This window comes from Haloarcula sp. H-hyl2 (assembly GCF_056934385.1).
On record NZ_JBRIIJ010000003.1, the window covers coordinates 226,591 to 242,504 of the forward strand.

16 protein-coding genes and 1 tRNA gene are annotated in these 15,914 nt (G+C 65.6%); 12 read left to right on the plus strand and 5 right to left on the minus strand.

Translation table 11 applies throughout. The features are described from left to right. Nucleotides 1–357: 357 nt before the first annotated feature. The gene (locus tag Hhyl2_RS18400) at nucleotides 358–1,560 is read right to left on the minus strand and encodes an alpha-amylase domain-containing protein (protein ID WP_483552255.1); all 1,203 of its coding nucleotides are present in this window, start codon (nucleotides 1,558–1,560) and stop codon (nucleotides 358–360) included. A 133-nt stretch (nucleotides 1,561–1,693) separates the two neighbouring features. On the opposite strand from Hhyl2_RS18400, the gene Hhyl2_RS18405 reads away from it, so the two are divergent. Beyond that, entirely contained in the window at nucleotides 1,694–2,395 is a 702-nt protein-coding gene (locus Hhyl2_RS18405) for a YqjF family protein (protein WP_483552256.1), read from the plus strand. 48 nt (nucleotides 2,396–2,443) lie between these two features. Here the strand turns inward: Hhyl2_RS18405 and Hhyl2_RS18410 are convergent. Then, nucleotides 2,444–2,513 (minus strand) — tRNA-Gly (locus Hhyl2_RS18410). A gap of 204 nt (nucleotides 2,514–2,717) precedes the next feature. On the opposite strand from Hhyl2_RS18410, the gene Hhyl2_RS18415 reads away from it, so the two are divergent. Both Hhyl2_RS18415 and Hhyl2_RS18420 read left to right on the plus strand, forming a co-directional pair. Then, nucleotides 2,718–3,602: an aldo/keto reductase gene (locus tag Hhyl2_RS18415; RefSeq protein ID WP_483552257.1), complete on the plus strand. Its 885-nt coding sequence runs from the start codon at nucleotides 2,718–2,720 to the stop codon at nucleotides 3,600–3,602. A gap of 4 nt (nucleotides 3,603–3,606) precedes the next feature. Beyond that, the gene (locus Hhyl2_RS18420; RefSeq protein ID WP_483552258.1) at nucleotides 3,607–4,320 is read left to right on the plus strand and encodes a class I SAM-dependent methyltransferase; all 714 of its coding nucleotides are present in this window, start codon (nucleotides 3,607–3,609) and stop codon (nucleotides 4,318–4,320) included. Between the two features lie 42 nt (nucleotides 4,321–4,362). Here Hhyl2_RS18420 and Hhyl2_RS18425 read toward each other — a convergent pair whose 3' ends face one another. Continuing rightward, nucleotides 4,363–5,091 (minus strand): DUF7260 family protein, encoded by a 729-nt coding sequence (locus Hhyl2_RS18425; protein WP_483552259.1) that lies wholly within the window; start codon nucleotides 5,089–5,091, stop codon nucleotides 4,363–4,365. Between the two features lie 275 nt (nucleotides 5,092–5,366). Between Hhyl2_RS18425 and Hhyl2_RS18430 the strand changes: the two genes are divergently transcribed. After that, a complete protein-coding gene (locus Hhyl2_RS18430) occupies nucleotides 5,367–6,764 on the plus strand; it encodes a PQQ-dependent sugar dehydrogenase (protein WP_483552260.1) in 1,398 nt (465 codons plus the stop codon). On the opposite strand, the gene Hhyl2_RS18435 is transcribed toward Hhyl2_RS18430, so the two are convergent. Then, the gene (locus tag Hhyl2_RS18435; protein ID WP_483552261.1) at nucleotides 6,765–8,093 is read right to left on the minus strand and encodes a M28 family peptidase; all 1,329 of its coding nucleotides are present in this window, start codon (nucleotides 8,091–8,093) and stop codon (nucleotides 6,765–6,767) included. A 79-nt stretch (nucleotides 8,094–8,172) separates the two neighbouring features. On the opposite strand from Hhyl2_RS18435, the gene Hhyl2_RS18440 reads away from it, so the two are divergent. The 8 genes from Hhyl2_RS18440 (at nucleotide 8,173) to Hhyl2_RS18475 (ending at nucleotide 15,549) form a co-directional block, all read left to right on the plus strand. Then, nucleotides 8,173–8,649 (plus strand): N-acetyltransferase family protein, encoded by a 477-nt coding sequence (locus Hhyl2_RS18440; RefSeq protein ID WP_483552262.1) that lies wholly within the window; start codon nucleotides 8,173–8,175, stop codon nucleotides 8,647–8,649. 42 nt (nucleotides 8,650–8,691) lie between these two features. Beyond that, nucleotides 8,692–10,491 (plus strand): acyl-CoA dehydrogenase family protein, encoded by a 1,800-nt coding sequence (locus Hhyl2_RS18445; RefSeq protein WP_483552263.1) that lies wholly within the window; start codon nucleotides 8,692–8,694, stop codon nucleotides 10,489–10,491. Nucleotides 10,492–10,572: 81 nt separating this feature from the next. Beyond that, nucleotides 10,573–11,463: a DUF4129 domain-containing protein gene (locus Hhyl2_RS18450; RefSeq protein WP_483552264.1), complete on the plus strand. Its 891-nt coding sequence runs from the start codon at nucleotides 10,573–10,575 to the stop codon at nucleotides 11,461–11,463. Next, nucleotides 11,460–13,388 (plus strand): DUF7269 family protein, encoded by a 1,929-nt coding sequence (locus Hhyl2_RS18455; protein ID WP_483552265.1) that lies wholly within the window; start codon nucleotides 11,460–11,462, stop codon nucleotides 13,386–13,388. The genes Hhyl2_RS18450 and Hhyl2_RS18455 overlap by 4 nt, the downstream gene beginning before the upstream one ends. Beyond that, a complete protein-coding gene (locus tag Hhyl2_RS18460) occupies nucleotides 13,388–13,903 on the plus strand; it encodes a DUF7519 family protein (RefSeq protein WP_483552266.1) in 516 nt (171 codons plus the stop codon). Before Hhyl2_RS18455 ends, Hhyl2_RS18460 begins: the two co-directional genes overlap by 1 nt. Before the next feature lie 45 nt (nucleotides 13,904–13,948). Next, entirely contained in the window at nucleotides 13,949–14,080 is a 132-nt protein-coding gene (locus Hhyl2_RS18465) for a hypothetical protein (RefSeq protein WP_483552267.1), read from the plus strand. Between the two features lie 289 nt (nucleotides 14,081–14,369). Next, on the plus strand, nucleotides 14,370–14,516 hold the full coding sequence (locus Hhyl2_RS18470) for a DUF7512 family protein (protein WP_483552268.1): 147 nt from the start codon (nucleotides 14,370–14,372) through the stop codon (nucleotides 14,514–14,516). 4 nt (nucleotides 14,517–14,520) lie between these two features. Further along, nucleotides 14,521–15,549: a sulfite exporter TauE/SafE family protein gene (locus tag Hhyl2_RS18475; protein ID WP_483552269.1), complete on the plus strand. Its 1,029-nt coding sequence runs from the start codon at nucleotides 14,521–14,523 to the stop codon at nucleotides 15,547–15,549. 105 nt (nucleotides 15,550–15,654) lie between these two features. On the opposite strand, the gene Hhyl2_RS18480 is transcribed toward Hhyl2_RS18475, so the two are convergent. After that, nucleotides 15,655–15,885 (minus strand): hypothetical protein, encoded by a 231-nt coding sequence (locus Hhyl2_RS18480; protein ID WP_483552270.1) that lies wholly within the window; start codon nucleotides 15,883–15,885, stop codon nucleotides 15,655–15,657. Nucleotides 15,886–15,914: the final 29 nt, after the last annotated feature.

A 15,914-nucleotide genomic window follows, 5' to 3' on the forward strand; every position in this document is an offset into this window, starting at 1 on the left:
TGGCAGCTGACGTCGGGCCCCCTCGTCCGTCTCGAGGGGTACCTCCCACATCTGTGTCGCATCGTCGTACCCGTACGCCGCCGGATGGTACTCTCTGATACCGTTCGCTGCACTTGGGTCCTCGACGACTATAGTAGCCATTGAAAATCAATGCACACTCGATCGCACGACGGTAGTGCGATCGGTATGTACATCGTTTCAATTGGTACTATCGCTTCACGTGTGGATGTGGGTGTATGCAGTGTTATCTCTGGGGGGTCGAGCGCAGTCCGTTGCGGCCTCCCGATGCAGGCAGGATGGCAGTCTCGGCACACACGTCGCTGTCGGATACGAAGACGAGTGTGCTGGTAGTCGCCTTCACGGCACGTAACAGACCCACCCGGTCGGTGGGATCCGAAGCTGAACTCGTCCCTGTCTATCGGTCACGAGTTCGGTACCTCGGTCGGTCACGGGATTGAGCGTCTGCGAGACCCAGGACGTCTCGACCTCGACCGACGCCCACGCCGAACTCCGATTGAGTCCGACCAGCAACGTTCCCTGCCGTTCGAAGACGTACTGGTCGCGCTCGGCGTGGCGTGTCTTTGCCGGACCGCTCGCGTGGGTGCGACGGATCTCCAGCAGCGTCCGGAGGAGGTCGTCGTCGACCCCGATCCGGGCGCTGTAGACCCGTGGCACTCCCTCGTTCAAGAGCACGTAGACGTACGCCAGCCGCTCGTACTCGGGCGGAGGGCTGTCGTGGTTCGAGACGAACGTCACCGTCTGCCGGGGGTGTCTGGCGACGAGTCCAGCCCCGTCGAGGACTCCGAGATCACCACCGTCTGTGAAGGCCTGTTCGCGCATGATGAAGTACAGCGGGTAGTCCATGACGGTCATCCCCGTTTCGAGGTATCGTTCGCAGTAGGCCACCGAGCCGTGCAGGACCTCGCCGATCGTATAGAGGCCCCGCGAGGCGGCCCAGGGGTTCGCGTACTCCTCGAAGAACCACGGCGGCATATGTTTGACCGCGTCCCAGCGGAGTCCGTCGACGCCCACGTCGGCGTACTTCTGGACGTATGCTTCGAGGTGGCGCCGGACGTGCTCGGACTCCTGTCGGAGGTCCGGCAGCCCCTCCAGATCACGGTTCTCCAGTTCCCAGTCGTCCTCGTCGTCTCTGATCGGGCCACCGTGATGGAAATCGCCCCAGCCGAAATGTGGGAACGCGTCGAAATCGACCGACGCGGCCATGTGATTGAGGACGGCGTCGCCGACGACGTCCAGTCCGTGGTCGTGGGCCGTCTCGATGAGGGCCCGGAACTCCTGCTCGGTCCCGAAGACGCTGTCGAAATCCAGGTGGTCGATCGGTTGATACCCCCGCGGTGCTGGATCGTCCCAGGTTCGCTTGCTCCGCTGTGCCGGCGGGACCTGTATCGCGTCGTAGCCCGCGGCGGCGATGGTCTCGATGGACTCACGGATTGCCACCCAGGGGGTATGGTAGTACTGATAGATGGCACCGGCGCCGATGTCGACGGCGTCGTCACTCGGTGGTCCGCCCCCGACTGCGTCGGCCCCGTAGCTCGGCATCGTACCTCGGACTGTGCGGGCGAGCACCGAATCAGTTCCGGCGCTGTGGCTGCTACCGAACGCCCTGTCGAGACTGTCCGCCGCCACCCGGTACCGGCCGAAGCGATTTCCGTCACCGACACCGAGACATCGTATGGTCCTTCCGCTGGAGATGGGGTGGCGGCATCTGTTGTTCGAGAACTGGCCCGTCGATCCCGACGTGATGGACGCACACCTCCCGCCCCGTCTCTCCCCGGACGTCTACGACGGGACCGCGTGGCTCTCTGTCGTGCCGTTCACAAACGTCGCGGTCCGACCGAAGGGCGTCCCCGAGCGGCTGGGAGTCCGGCTCCCCGAACTCAATCTCAGGACGTACGTCACCTACGACGGGGTCCCGAGCGTCTACTTCTTCAGTCTCGACGCGCAGGGAATCGCCGCGGTGCTCGGCGCGCGCGTGTTCCACCATCTCCCGTACTTCTACGCACGTGTCTCGCTGGACTGGCACGATGGGCGCGTGCGGTTCCGCAGTCGACGACTGCATCCCGGCGCTCGTCCCGCCGAGTTCACTGGTTCGTACTGGCCTACAGGAGCACCATTCGACGCACCCACCGACACCTTCGGGGAATTCATCGCCGAGCGCTATCGGTTCTACACCGAGGCCCAGGATGGGTCGTTGCGATACACCGACGTCGAACATCCTCCGTGGACGCTGTATCCCGCAGCGGCCGACGTGGAGACGAACACGCTCCTGTCGGCACACGGGTTCTCGGTCCCTGCGACCGAGCCGACCTACCTCTACAGTCCGGGGCTCGACGTCGTCGCGTCGAAGAGCAAGCGGGTCCGGTCCCGGCAGTGACGGCTCGCCGCTCGTGGGAATGAACAGCCGACGAGAACCGGACGGGAGTGCGCTGGGCAGGATTCGAACCTGCGGTACAGCCCTGGCGGGACTGTGTGTTACGCTACACCACCAGCGCGTATTGTGAGACCACTCGGAGAGATAGTATTGTTACCAGTGCATTACCGGCACGTAGCGGTCTGCTACTCGCTCCTGGCGAGTGGAACCACTCACCAGGACCACGGTTCCGGATAGGCTTCCAATCCCCGACAGTGCGTCTCCAGGACGACCTTGGCACGTCACGGCCCGGTGGCTTATGGTTGCAGCGACGGACCGACTAACTATGGAGACCCGACCGCTCGGCGACACGGGACAGGAGAGCAGTGTCATGACGTTCGGCGCCATCGCGCTCAACTGGCTCGAACAGGAGGGCGCGGACCAGCTGGTCGAACTGGTGCTGGACCACGGCGTCGACCACTTCGACGTCGCGCCGACCTACGGCGACGCGGAACTGAAACTCGGACCGAAACTCAGACAGTATCGTGACGACATCTTCCTCGGTTGCAAGACCCAGGAACGGGACTACGACGGTGCGAAACGGAAGCTCCAGCGCTCGCTCGACAGGCTCGGTGTGGAGACGATCGACCTCTACCAGATCCACGGGCTCGAATACGAGTCGGAACTCGACGAGATCACTGGCGAGGACGGTGCACTGGCCGCCATCCGCGAGGCCAGGGAGACTGGCCGGATCGATCACATCGGGCTGACGAGCCACGGGAACCCCCAGTTGATCATGGACGCCATCGACCGCATCGACGATCTGGAGACGCTGATGCTCCCGATGAATCCGGTCGTTGTCGGGAAGGACGACGCCGAGCACGACTATCAGGCTGTGCTGGACCGCGCAGACGAGAAGGGAATCGGGACGCTCGGGATCAAGGCCTTCGCGAAGGGGCGGTGGCCCCCGACCGAGGAACTCCCGGAGGCCGACAGACCGTACGCAAACTGGTACGAACCGGTGGACACGCCGGCCGAGATCACCGAGCGGTTCGACTTCGCGGCCTCGCGTGGCCTGACGAGCGTCGTCAGCCCGGGCGATCCGAAACTGGTGGCGATGGTGCTCCACGCCGCCAGTCAGTACGACGGCATGGACGGGGCCGCCCAGCGCTCGCTCGTCGAGCGACTTCGGCACGAGGAGAGCCCGGTCCCGGAACAGCTCCACCACTGAGCACATGGACGTTCCGGAGACTGTCACCGCTGCACTCGAGGACGTCCCGGTGTCGGGCCGGACCTGCCTGGAAGCCGGCGCTGGCGTCGGGAACATGACTGCGGGGCTCCTGGCGGCGGGTGCCGAGCGCGTCGTCGCGGTGACGAACGACCCCGACCACGCGCGGTCGGTCCGGGAACGGTTCGACGAGTCATCCCGTCTCCTGGTCCTCGAAGCGGACGTTCGTACGTTGCCACTCGCGACGGCGAGCATCGACGTCGTCACCGCACACGCTCTCTGTAACGTCCTCTCGCCGGCCGCGCTCGACGCGGCAGTAACCGAACTCACGCGAGTGGCGCGGCCCGACGGTCACCTCGTCGTCGACGATTACGACCCAGTTCCGTCGGATGCAGCCGTGCGATCACTCTTCGCTCTGGAGAACGCCACAGCCCAGATCGCGACGGGACGACCCGCTCTCTCGTTCTATCCTGCACGTGGACTCCGTCGGTGGTTCGAGGGGGCTGGCTGGCAGTGCCAGCGTGAGCGGACCGTACTGGAGCCGGTTCCATGGACGCGACAGCACCTGCAGGCCCACGCTGCAGTGGTCGAGGAACACGCCGCCGACGTCTCCGGGGCGCTGGGGGACTCGTTTACAGACATGGCGGAGGACCTCGTAGAGGAGATCAGCAGCGAATCGACCGGGCGGATGTACTCGCTGTGGTTCGCGCGTGGGCTGTGATTTTCAATGGCCGCTATAGATCACTGCCGTCCGCACGTCCGGTCAGTCGACGACGACGGCGTCGTGGAGTCGCGCGACCGCTGTCAGAACCGGGAACGTCCACGGCTGGTCGGCGTAGATGTGGGTACAGAGCGACCGCCCCTCGACCGACGACGAGAGTCTGCCGTGGACGACCGTCTGTCGCTCCCGGACGATGTCGTTCAGTTCGGCTTCGAACTCGGCCCGGTACCAGTCCTGGATGACGACGTCGTCCAGCGAATCGATGATTTCCTCGATGGCACTGGTCGCCGCCGAGAGCGAGGTGTCTTCGGCTTCGAGAACGCCGATATAGGAGCTCCTGTCCTCGATGGCACGCTCGATAGCGGCCAGCAGGGCGGACTTCTGTACCTGCGTAACCGTCGTCGAGGTCGAGTGGACGATGGCGGCAGCGGGGTCGCCGAGTTCCGCGAGCATGTTGCGGGGCAGTGACTCCGCGTACACCTCCTCGTAGTGAGGGACGCTCATGACCGTCGATCGGTACGCGTCCTCCAGCAACGTGACCTGATCCGGTCGGTCGGTGACGCCGACCGGCGACCGCGTGGCAGACGACGCCGGAACTGGGCGGACGTCGGCGACCGCGGCTTGGAAATCCCGGAAGGCCTCCCGCTCGGCCTCGACCTCCTCGCGCTCTCTCGTCAGACGAGCCTGTGCGTCCGACAGCGGGTCCAGAACGTGGTGTCTGAACACCCTCAGGTACTGTCGGGGACCGCCTGGGAGGGTGGTTTCGACCATAAATGTGACATGGGGTAGCACATGACTAAAATGTTTGTTTTACATATCGGCCCAAGAATTAATATTACTTATAATAGCAGACTAAAAACAATATTATTACAGCTAAGATATATATCGTCCGGCGTTTCTCCTGGGTCGGATGGCCCACACATACGACTACCTCTCCGGGGCTCTCCGAACCGGACGATACCCGATTCGACGGATGAACCGCCGGGCTGTTGAGCAGCGTGCGACGATGCCTCACCGTATTTCTGTGTGCGCTCCTAACGTGATACATGGTCGACTCCACTCGCCGACGAGTCCTCGCACTACTCGGCGCCGGTCTCGGGAGCGGTCTGGCAGGGTGTACGACGTCGCCGTCGTCCGAGACGCCGGCGGACGGGGAGACACCCACCTCGATATCGACACCCTCCCCCACTGACGATCACTCAGACGACGGGTCGAGCGGTTCCGAGCCAACAGACACGACAGCCGTTACTGCCGAACCGCCGGCGGCCGTCGCGCTGGAACCGATCTCGACTGCGCTCGACGCGCCGCTGGACGTGGTCTTCGCCCCGGAGCAGGACTATCGGTACATCGCACAGCAGGGTGGCGTCGTCGCGAGACACGGGCCCGACGGCCTGGCGTCGGAACCGTTCCTCGACCTCCGGAACACGGTCTCTGCAGGCGGTGAGAAGGGGTTGCTCGGCCTGGCGCTCCATCCCAACTTCACCGAGAACCGACGCTTCTACGTCCGATACAGTACGACCGACCGGCCCGGACTCCCGTCCGGGTACAGTCACACGTTCGTCCTCTCTGAATTCCGTGCCACGGGGGACGGAACCCGCGCACGGCGGGCCTCGGAGCGGACGCTTCTGGAGATTCCCCAGCCACAGAGCAACCACAACGCCGGCGCTATCGCGTTCGGGCCGGAGGGATACCTCTACGTCGGTGTCGGCGACGGCGGCGCAGGTAACGATCAGGGTCGTGGCCACGTCGACGACTGGTACGATGCCGTCGGCGGCGGCAACGGCCAGGACGTCGCGGAGAACCTCCTCGGCAGTATCCTCCGGATCGACGTCGACGGACGGGACGGTGAGAGGGCGTATGCCATCCCCGACGACAACCCGCTCGTCGGGCGCGCGGGCCTGGACGAACACTACGCATGGGGACTGCGCAACCCCTGGCGGTTCTCCTTCGACGACAGACAGTTTTTCGTCGGCGACGTGGGCCAGGGACGCTACGAGGAGGTCAACCTCGTCGAGCGCGGCGGGAACTACGGCTGGAACGTCAGGGAGGGGCGCCACTGTTTCCAGGCGTCGGAATGCCCCGCACGCACCCCCGACTCTGTTCGGGGTGGCGAACGGCTACGTGCCCCCATCATCGAGTACCCACATCAGGGAGCATCGGTCAGTGGCTACTCCGTCATCGGGGGCTACGTCTACCGCGGTACCGCCCTGCCGGGATTGCGAGGGCGGTACGTCTTCGGCGACTACGTGGCGCAGGGACGGCTCTTCCTGGCAGAGCGGCGAGCGGATGGTGAGCAGTGGGACGCCTCGACCCTGCCGGTTGCCTCCGAGGATACCGGGCGACTCGGCCGCCTGCGGTCGTTCGGCCGCGGGCCCGACGGTGAACTGTACGTCCTGACAAACGGCGGTTCACAGACGGGGTTCCACAAGATCGTCCCGGCCTGACTACGTGTCGTAGGGCCAGTCACCCGTCAGGCGCATCCCCGGCGCGGTGTCTTCGGCGTCGAGACGAGCGGCCACCGCCGATGGGTCGCGCCGGGCCGGGCTGAACCCGTCGTCGGCGAATCTGACAGCCACCTCGGTCAGGAAGACTGCCTGTTCGCGGAGCGTCCGGACGTCGAGTTTCTCCAGCGTGTCGGCGTGGGTGTGTGCCCATCCACGGCCAACCCCGTCCGTCTCGCTCATGACGTGACAGCCGGGGACTCCCCACTGGACGAACGGCCAGTGATCGCTGTGTGGCCCCTGTCTAGGTGTCTTCGCGACCTGGTGGCGGAGGTCGTCGCTGACCTCGTCGACTGCGTCGGCGATGGCGTCGAAATCGTGGGTGTGGAACTCCAGCGTCCGCCCTCTGACGACGCCGTCGAAGTTCAGAACCGCCCGGACCGTATCGAGGTCGATGCTGGCTGCGAGCTCTTCTGACCCCTGGAGACCGACCTCTTCGGCCCCGAACGCGACCAGTTCCACCCGCGTATCGAGTTCGTCTTCCCGGGCGGCCAGGGCGCGGGCTACTTCGACGACCATCGCGGTGCCCGCCCCGTTGTCGAGCGCACCCTCCGCGATGTCGTGGGCGTCGACGTGGCTGGTCACCAGGACTCGGTCGTCCGTCTCCGGGCCGAGTGCTGCGTGGACGTTCTGGCTCGTCGCGCTGGGCGTCTCGCAGTCGACTCGCACCGAGAGGGGTCCCCCATCGTATCGCCGCGAGAGTGTCGCTCCGGTCTCGCTTGCGACACCGACTGCGGGAATGGCCCCCAGCGGGTCCGCCCTGGTCCCGACGCTCCCTGTCGGTGGGAGCATCCCCTCGACGTGGTTCCGGTAGACGAACGCGGCGGCACCGGCCTCGACGGCGCGATAGTACTTCTCACGTCGATGGATGTACCGGTCGAACCAGTCGGGGACGTCAGAGCGGGTCATCACGACCTTCCCTGCACAGTCGGTCTTCGTGAAGTCCTCCGGGAGCCCGTACCCGAGGTCGACGAGTTCGCCGCTGGCGTCGCCGGCGGGTGAGCGGGGGAGCGCGATGACCTCCCTGTCCGCACTGGCAACCGTCGACCCGTCGGCGACGATCTCGCTCGTCCCCCTCTCCCATCCCTGGATGTCGAACGGCTCTACCCGTGCGTTCCGGCCGTACTCGGCCAGCGTGTCGCGTGTGGCCTCGGCTGCCGCTCGCTCCCCGTCGGTCCCGGCCATCCGGTTTCCGATGTCGACCAGGCGTTCGAGGTGGGACCATCCCACGTCGCTCGTTATCGTCTCGCCGATCCAGGTCGTGTCGGCCATGGCTGGTCGTGCGGTCCCTGCGTGTATCAAACCACTGGGCGGGCCAACGGTTTTCCCGACCGCAACCCACTGCCGTCGTATGATCCGACCGTATCGCGACGGCGACGACATCTGGGCGCTGAAACGCCGGTTCGAACTGGAACTGGGCAGTGGCACCGGCGACGAGGGGAAAGCGGCGCGATATCGGCAGAAACTCGACGATGGCTACAGGGAATCGTACGAGCAGTGGGTGACCCGGTGTGTCGAGGAGAACCCGCGCACCGTCCAGGTCGCGGTCGACGGGGACACACTGCTGGGCTACGTCTTCGTCCTTCCGGCGTCGTTGGCGCACGTCTGGGACGCGGCCGTGCTCAACGAACTGTACGTCGTCGACGAGGCGAGAGGCACCGGTGTCGTCGACGACCTGCTCGAGACGGCCCTGGACGTCGCGCGCGGGCAGGATCTCCCACTCGACCGTCTCGTCCTCGACGTCGACCCGGACAACGACCGTGCCCGGGCCGTCTACGACCGGTGGGGGTTCTCCGAGTGGGGAATGATGGTCGCACGGGACCTCTAGGGCCACCCAGTTGTTTACCCCTCGGCTGTGTATCGGTCACGTATGCCACGCGATCCCATCGACTACGGCACCCTCGACGCCGGTCGGGAGTGCAACTACTGGGCGTACGACCCGACGCTCCGGTTCGAGGCGCGGCGGGTCTATCCAGACACGGAGTTCGAGTGGGCCAGCGACCTCCTGGGCGACTACGGCGAGATTGTCGGGACCACCATCGCCGACAACGCAGATACCATCGACCGGCATCCCCCGGAACTGCACACCTACGACGCCGACGGGGAGAGACAGAACCACGTCGAGTACCACCCGCTCCAGTTCGAGAACGAGCGACTCACTTACGAGCAGTTCCGCCTGACACACGACGCCTTCCACGCGCCGCCGGATCGGGCAGAGCCCGTCGGGTTGCTCCATCCATTGACGATGCAGACGCTGCTGTGTTTCGCCGACGTGGGGTTCGCCTGTCCGGCGTCGATGACGGTCGGCGCCGCGCTGGTACTGGAGACGTTCGACGACGGCCGTCTGGACGACTACTTCGAGGGGCTGACAAGCGCGTCGCTGGACTCGCATCTGGAGGGCGCGATGTTCCTCACCGAGAGACAGGGTGGGTCAGACGTGGGCGCGACGGAGACGACTGCCCGCCACGTCGCGGACGACCGGTACGAACTCACGGGCGAGAAGTGGTTCTGTTCGAACATCGATGCACAGGGGGCACTCGCACTTGCGCGGACCCCCGACGCGCCGGAAGGGACAGCGGGTCTCTCGCTGTTTCTGGTCCCGCGTGAACTCCCGGACGGGTCGCTCAACGACACGCATTTCCGGCGGCTGAAGGACAAACTGGGCACCCTCTCTGTGCCGACGGGCGAACTGGAATTCGAGGGGGCGACTGGGTTCCTCGTCGGCGACGAAACTGAGGGCTTCCGTCAGATGACGGCGATGCTCAACTACGAGCGGCTGACGAACGCGACCGGCGCGACGGGTGTGATGGGCCGGGCCCTGCTGGAGGCGAAGGTCCACGCCGCGAACCGGGAGGCGTTCGGCGCCCCGATCCAGGAGTATCCACTCCTGCGACGGGACCTCGTCGAGTTGACGGTCGACTACGAGGCCGCAGCGGCGTTCGCCTTCGAAGCAGCCCGGTGGTACGACCGCAGAGAGCGCGCTGCCAGAGGCGTCGCAGAGTCCGCCGTCCAGGGAGATATCGACGAACGCCAGGCCTTCCAGCTCATGCGCCTGTTGGTTCCGATCGCGAAGTACAAGACCGGCGAGCTGGTCGTGGACATCTGCTCGTACGCGATGGAGGTCCTGGGGGGCAACGGCTACGTTCGCGAGCACGTCACACCGCGTCTGCTCCGTGACGCACAGGTACTGCCGATCTGGGAGGGGACCTCGAATATCCTCTCGCTGGACGTCCTCCGGGCGCTGGAGCGTGCGGACGCCCACGAGGCGCTGTTGCCGTTCGTCTGCGACCGACTCGACCGGATCGACGACGACCCCCTGCTCGTGCTCGCTGAGACTGTCCGCGGGCGGTTCCACGCACTCCAGGACGCCCTTGCGACGCTGGCCGGAACCGACACAGACACCGCGCAGTACCACGCCAAACGGCTGGCCGACCTCGTCTTCGACGTGGTCACCGCGACGGTCCTGCTCACCGAAGCCCAGTGGGCCATCACCGAACGGGACGACGCGAGGAAGGCCCTGGTCGCGTGGTGGTTCGTCCGGACGCGGTTCGAAGCCGACGACGCGTACGGCATCACTGACGCGTCACCCGCCGACGAGCAGTTCGATGTCGTGGCACGCTACGCGGGACTTGAACCGGACAGGCTGGAGACGCTGCTCGGGGCCGACTGAGATGAGTGACCATGGGCGGGAAAAGCGGCACCACGTGTGTCTGAACAGTAGTATTTAGGCGTCGCTCCCGGAGCGCCAACCATGGAGCAGTCGCGCGTCGGCACCGGTGTCCTGGCCGTCCTCTGTGTCCTCGCGGTCAGTCTGACGGGTGTGACGCTGCCGGCAACGGTGCAGACCAACCCCGGCACGGGTGACGGTGCGGGACTCGCCGGGCCCGGCGACGGTGAGGGTATCGGCGTCGCCCAGTCCGGTGGTCGGTCCGGTGGACCCTCCGTCGACATCCCGGGGGTAGAGTGGATCCTCTCGCTGCTCGCGGTACTCGCGCTCGTCCTGGTCGTCCTCTACGTCCTCGTCTACTGGCGTCGCGCCTTCCCTGTCCTGTTCGGGGTGCTCGGGTTCGTCGGCCTCGCCTGGCTCTTCGCCCAGTTGCTGTCGGGCAGGGGTCGTGACTCGGGGTTCGGAGGCGGGGCAGTGGCAGGAACTCTCTCGACCGTGAACGGTGGGGGTGGCGGTACCGGCTACGCTGTCCCGACGGTGCTCGCGACGGCTATCGCCGGCCTGACCCTCCTGGCACTGGTGGCGGTCGCCGTCGTCGTCCTCCGGGACGAGACAGCGTCGGGTACGACCGACGCCCCCTCGGAACCCACACAGGAGGACCTCGCTGCAGTGGGCGCCGCGGCTGGGCGGGCCGCTCGCTCTATCGAGCGGGAGGCGTCCCTCGACAACGCCATCTACCGGGCCTGGAACGACATGACACGGCTGCTGGACGTCCGGGAGCCAGCCAGTTCGACGCCTCGCGAGTTCGAGCGCGCAGCGATGGACGCCGGGATGGACCACCGGGACGTCAGCGAACTCACGACCCTCTTTCGCCGCGTTCGCTACGGTGGCGAGCCACCCGACGAACAGGCCGAACAGCAGGCGATCGACCTACTGGAGACGATCGAGTCCCGGTACGGGAGTGACCAGTCGTGAACTGGCAGCGACTGCTGGCGGCGAGCGGGATCGTCGCGTTCTGTCTGGGCCTGCTCACGATCGTCGCCCCTGGCGTGTTCAGCGTCGGCCTCAGACGGTACGTCGTCGCGCTGGGTGGGCTCGCCGCGCTGTGGCAACTCTTCCGGCTCGCTCGTCGGCGACTCCAGAACCGCGCCGAGAGCACGCCGGTTCCTGCTGTCGCCGAGTCACCTCCTGTCGAACCGCCCGGACAGACCTTCGAGGACGTCTTCGACCGGTACAGTGGGGCGCCCGCTGGTCTGGGTGTCCGTGCGCGGCTCCAGGACAGAATCGAGCGGCTTGTGCTCGATACACTCTCGCTGTACGGGACGGCAGACGACGCCCGCCAGGCGGTGCGCGAGGGAACCTGGACGGACGACCCTGCGGCGGCGACGTTCCTGGCCGACACAGACGAGGACCCGCCGCGGTTGGGAGCGCAGATGCGAGACAGGGTTCGAGGACACAGCCGATTTCAGCGACGGCTCACCAGGACGGTGAGCGCGCTGGCGGCGCTGGCTGGTGTCGAGGACGCCCGTGGAGAGCGCCGGCCGACCGAACGTGGCCTCGGGGACCGTCTGGTCGAGTGGTTACGGCCGGACCGGGAGGTACGGTCGTGGACGACCACCGATCGGGAGCCGGAACGGCGACCCACGGAGAACTGGCACGGTGCGGTCGCGGTCGCCATGGCTGCCGTCGGTATCGGTGTACTGACGGACAGCCCGTCGGTCCTGCTCGTCGGTGCTGTCGCGGTCGGCTACGCGGGCTACGCGCGGGTCTCCGCGGTCGAGGAGCCACAGCTCACGGTGGAACGCACAGTGGACACGACGTCGCCGGCGCCGGGCGAGGAGGTGGCAGTCACGGTCACCGTGACGAACGCCGCCGACAGCGTGGTCCCGGACCTGCGCGCGATCGACGGCGTTCCGAGGGCCCTCTCGGTATCGTCCGGGACGGTCGACACGGGGACCGTTCTCCGTGGTGGCGAGTCGGTCACACTGGAGTATACGGTCACTGCTCGCAGAGGTGTCCACGAGTTCGGTCCGGTGCTGACAATCGCACGTGACCTGGCAGGGACGACGGAAGTCGTATCCACAGTCGAAGCGACGAGGCCGGCGACACTGACCTGTCGGCCCGGGTTCGGGTCGCTGTCCGAGCCGGTGCCACTCCGTGTCCATCCCAACGGGCAGGCGGGTCTCGTCGAGACGGCGAGTGGCGGTGCTGGCACGGAGTTCTTCGGGCTGCGTCGGTACGAACGGGGCGACCCACTGGCCTGGATCGACTGGAACCGGTTCGCGAGGACAGGCGAGTTCGCGACGCTCCAGTTCCGTGAGCAACGAGCGACAACGGTCGTCTTCGTCGTGGACGCGACTGCGAGCAGTGCGGTCGGGCCACCAGCAGCCGATCGCCGTGCTATCGATCGGCTGGTCGCTGCCACAGGGCAGCTCTTCGACACCTGTCTCGACGGCGGCAATCGCGCGGGAATCGCGGCGATCGGCGACGAGACGGCGTGGCTGGCGCCGGGTGCGGGACGATCACATCGTGGTGCAGCCCGTGAGTTCCTCGCGGCGGAGTCCACACTGGCGCCGGGTCGAGAGGGAGGTGAGCCGCCATCCTCGTGGGTCGACAGGCTTCGACACCGGCTGCCTGCGGACACACAGCTGGTGCTCCTCTCGCCCCTCTGTGACGACCGCATCAGTGCTGGCGCCCGTCGCTTGCAGGCTTGTGGCTATCCGGTGACGGCGGTGACGCTTGACCCCGCTGCACGTGAGACGAATCAGCAGTGGGTCGCAGCTGTGACCCGTCAGCTTCGAATCACGCGGCTCCGTGCTGGCGACGTTCCGGTCGTCGAGTGGGACTGGGGTGTGTCGCTCGGGACGGCGATCGCAGACCACCCACGGAGGTGGGACTGATGTCGGCCGAGGGATTCCCGACGGTCCGGATGAGTGCGGTGTTGTCCGCCGTCGCTTCGCTACTCGTCACCGTCGTCTGCGGTCGGTATTCGCTGGTGGGGTTCGGAAGCGGTCTCCTCGGAGTTGTACTGGTCGCTACCGGGGTCGGGTTCGGTCGTCGAAGAGTACTCTCGGCGGGGTGGAGCGCCATCGTGGTGACGGTCGTCGCTGCCGGTACCGGACAGGCGCCGCTCCCAATCGTACTCGGGGGTGCGGTCACGACTGCGGTCGGGTGGAACAGTGGTCGGACTGCCATCGACCTCGCCGAGCAACTGACAGCGTCCGCGGACACTGTCCGGCTGGAACTGGTGTCGTTCGCATCGACAGTCGCGGTCGGCATGCTGATCGCTGTTCCCGTCTGGGGTATCACGCAGGTCGATCTGGGCGCTGTCCCTTCGCTCGCCCCACTGTTTCTCCTGGCTGCGACCCTGGCTATCGGGCTGGTTCTGTATCACCGGGCCGACGTCGAACGATAGCAGTTCGACCACAGGAACCACTATCCCGCCCGTCCAAGTGACGGTATGAGCGATGCCTCTCCGACCGGCGACTCCGAGGGACTCCCCTGGTATCTGAAAGTGATCATCCTCGTCGCACTGCTCGTCATCCTCTTCGTCATCGTCATCGACCTGATCACGTTCGCCGGCGCGCTGTAACCCCCATTCTTCGGTCGTCCGGGCGGACGCCTCGTCACGGCCAGTGCAATTCCTCTCCGCTTGGTCGGTGTCTGAGATACGCTCCGCGAATTGCCCCCGTGGACAGCGTGTCTCGTGGCTACCTGAACGTGCCGATATCCGGATATCATCTCCGTAACTTACGGGTGGTGACCCGTTGGTTACTGCGATATAGTATTGTGTGTCGGCAACAAAACCGTTATTACCCCGACTCTGTTACGTGAAATTGCGATGGATTCCCACGGATACACACAGCTATACGGTGATTCGAATGTTCGGGATTGAGACACTCGGCGGCTGGTCCCAGGCTGTCGTGCTCGTCGGACTCGTTCTCGTCGAGGCGATCGTGTTGTACGTCGGCTACGGCGAACTGGAACGCGTGTTCGGCCCGGCGCTCTTGCGGGCCGTCAGCGAGTGAGATGATGGAACTGTTCGGGATGAGCGTACTGTTGCTCGCGTTGTTCGTCGGCTTCGGACTGCTCATCGGTATCCTGTTCGGCTTCTTCGGGATGGGCGGGTCCTTCCTCGTGACGCCGGCGCTGCTGGTGATGGGCTACCCGACCCGTGTCGCCGTCGGAAGCGGTCTCGCCTTCGTCTTCGGGACCTCGGTCATCGCGACGCTGAAACATCGCGATCTGGGCCAGGTCGATTACAAACTCGGCATCTCGATGATCGTCGGCACGACAGCCGGAATCGAGGTCGGCAAGGAGATCGTACTCCATCTGGAGGATCTCGGGCTCGCGGGTGGCATCATCAGCGTCACCTACGTGGTCCTCCTCGGTGGCATCGGCGCCTTCGTTACCTACGAAGCCCTGAAGGGCGGTGGCAGCGGTGGCGTCGGGCACGACGCCGACGAGGATGGGGACCACGATATCCCCGAGATTGCGAAGAAGATACAATCATACCGGATCCCACCGATGATCACGCTCCGCGGGGATATCACGGCGTCCCTGTGGATCATCCTCGGCGTCGCGTTCGCGACGGGGCTGCTCTCGGGCTTTCTCGGTGTCGGTGGTGGCTTCATCCGGATGCCAGCCCTGTTCTACCTGATCGGGGTCCCGGTCCCGGTGGCAGTCGGGACCGACCTGTTCGAGATCGTGTTCTCCGGCGGCCTGGGCTCGCTGCTGTACGCCCAGTCAGGCGGCGTCGATCTCAGCATCGTCGCACCACTGCTCGCCGGGAGCGCACTCGGTGCCCGACTCGGCTCCGCCGCGACGGAACTGGTCGACGAGGACGGCATCAAGATCTACTTCGGTGTCATGCTCCTGCTCGGGGCGGTCGCGGTCGGCCTCCGTCAGATCGGTGAATCGGTCGGCATCGAGGTGCTGAACACCGTGAGCTTCGTCATCATCATCGGTGCGGCGCTGCTGGTCAGTGGCGCTGTCGTCTACAGTAGCCTCACCGCGCTCAGAGAGGAGACCGCGACTGCTCGGTCCGCTAGTGCGGATTGAGCGGGGCTAGCGGTCCACGAGTCGCCGTGCGTATCGTCGGTCACGTCCGAGTTGATGCCGACCGCAAAGGGCGGGCCCACTCAGAGGTCGGTACGACAGTCAGGGTCAGGCTTTCGCGAGTGTCCCGACGTTGCCACAGACCGGACATTTCGCCTTGATTTTGTCGGCCCGGATCAAATGTCCCTCTTTCTTGAGGAGTCCGTTGCGTTTGAGACAGTCGATGTGGATGATACAGTTGTTACAGTCTGTACAGTGAGCCGCGTTCTCCCCACTGATCGCCTTCCCATCGCAGAAGTAACACTGTCCCTTTGGTGTCGAGGAGCCGAACAGTCCCATGGGTGATGATTATATTACTGCTTTGTAAA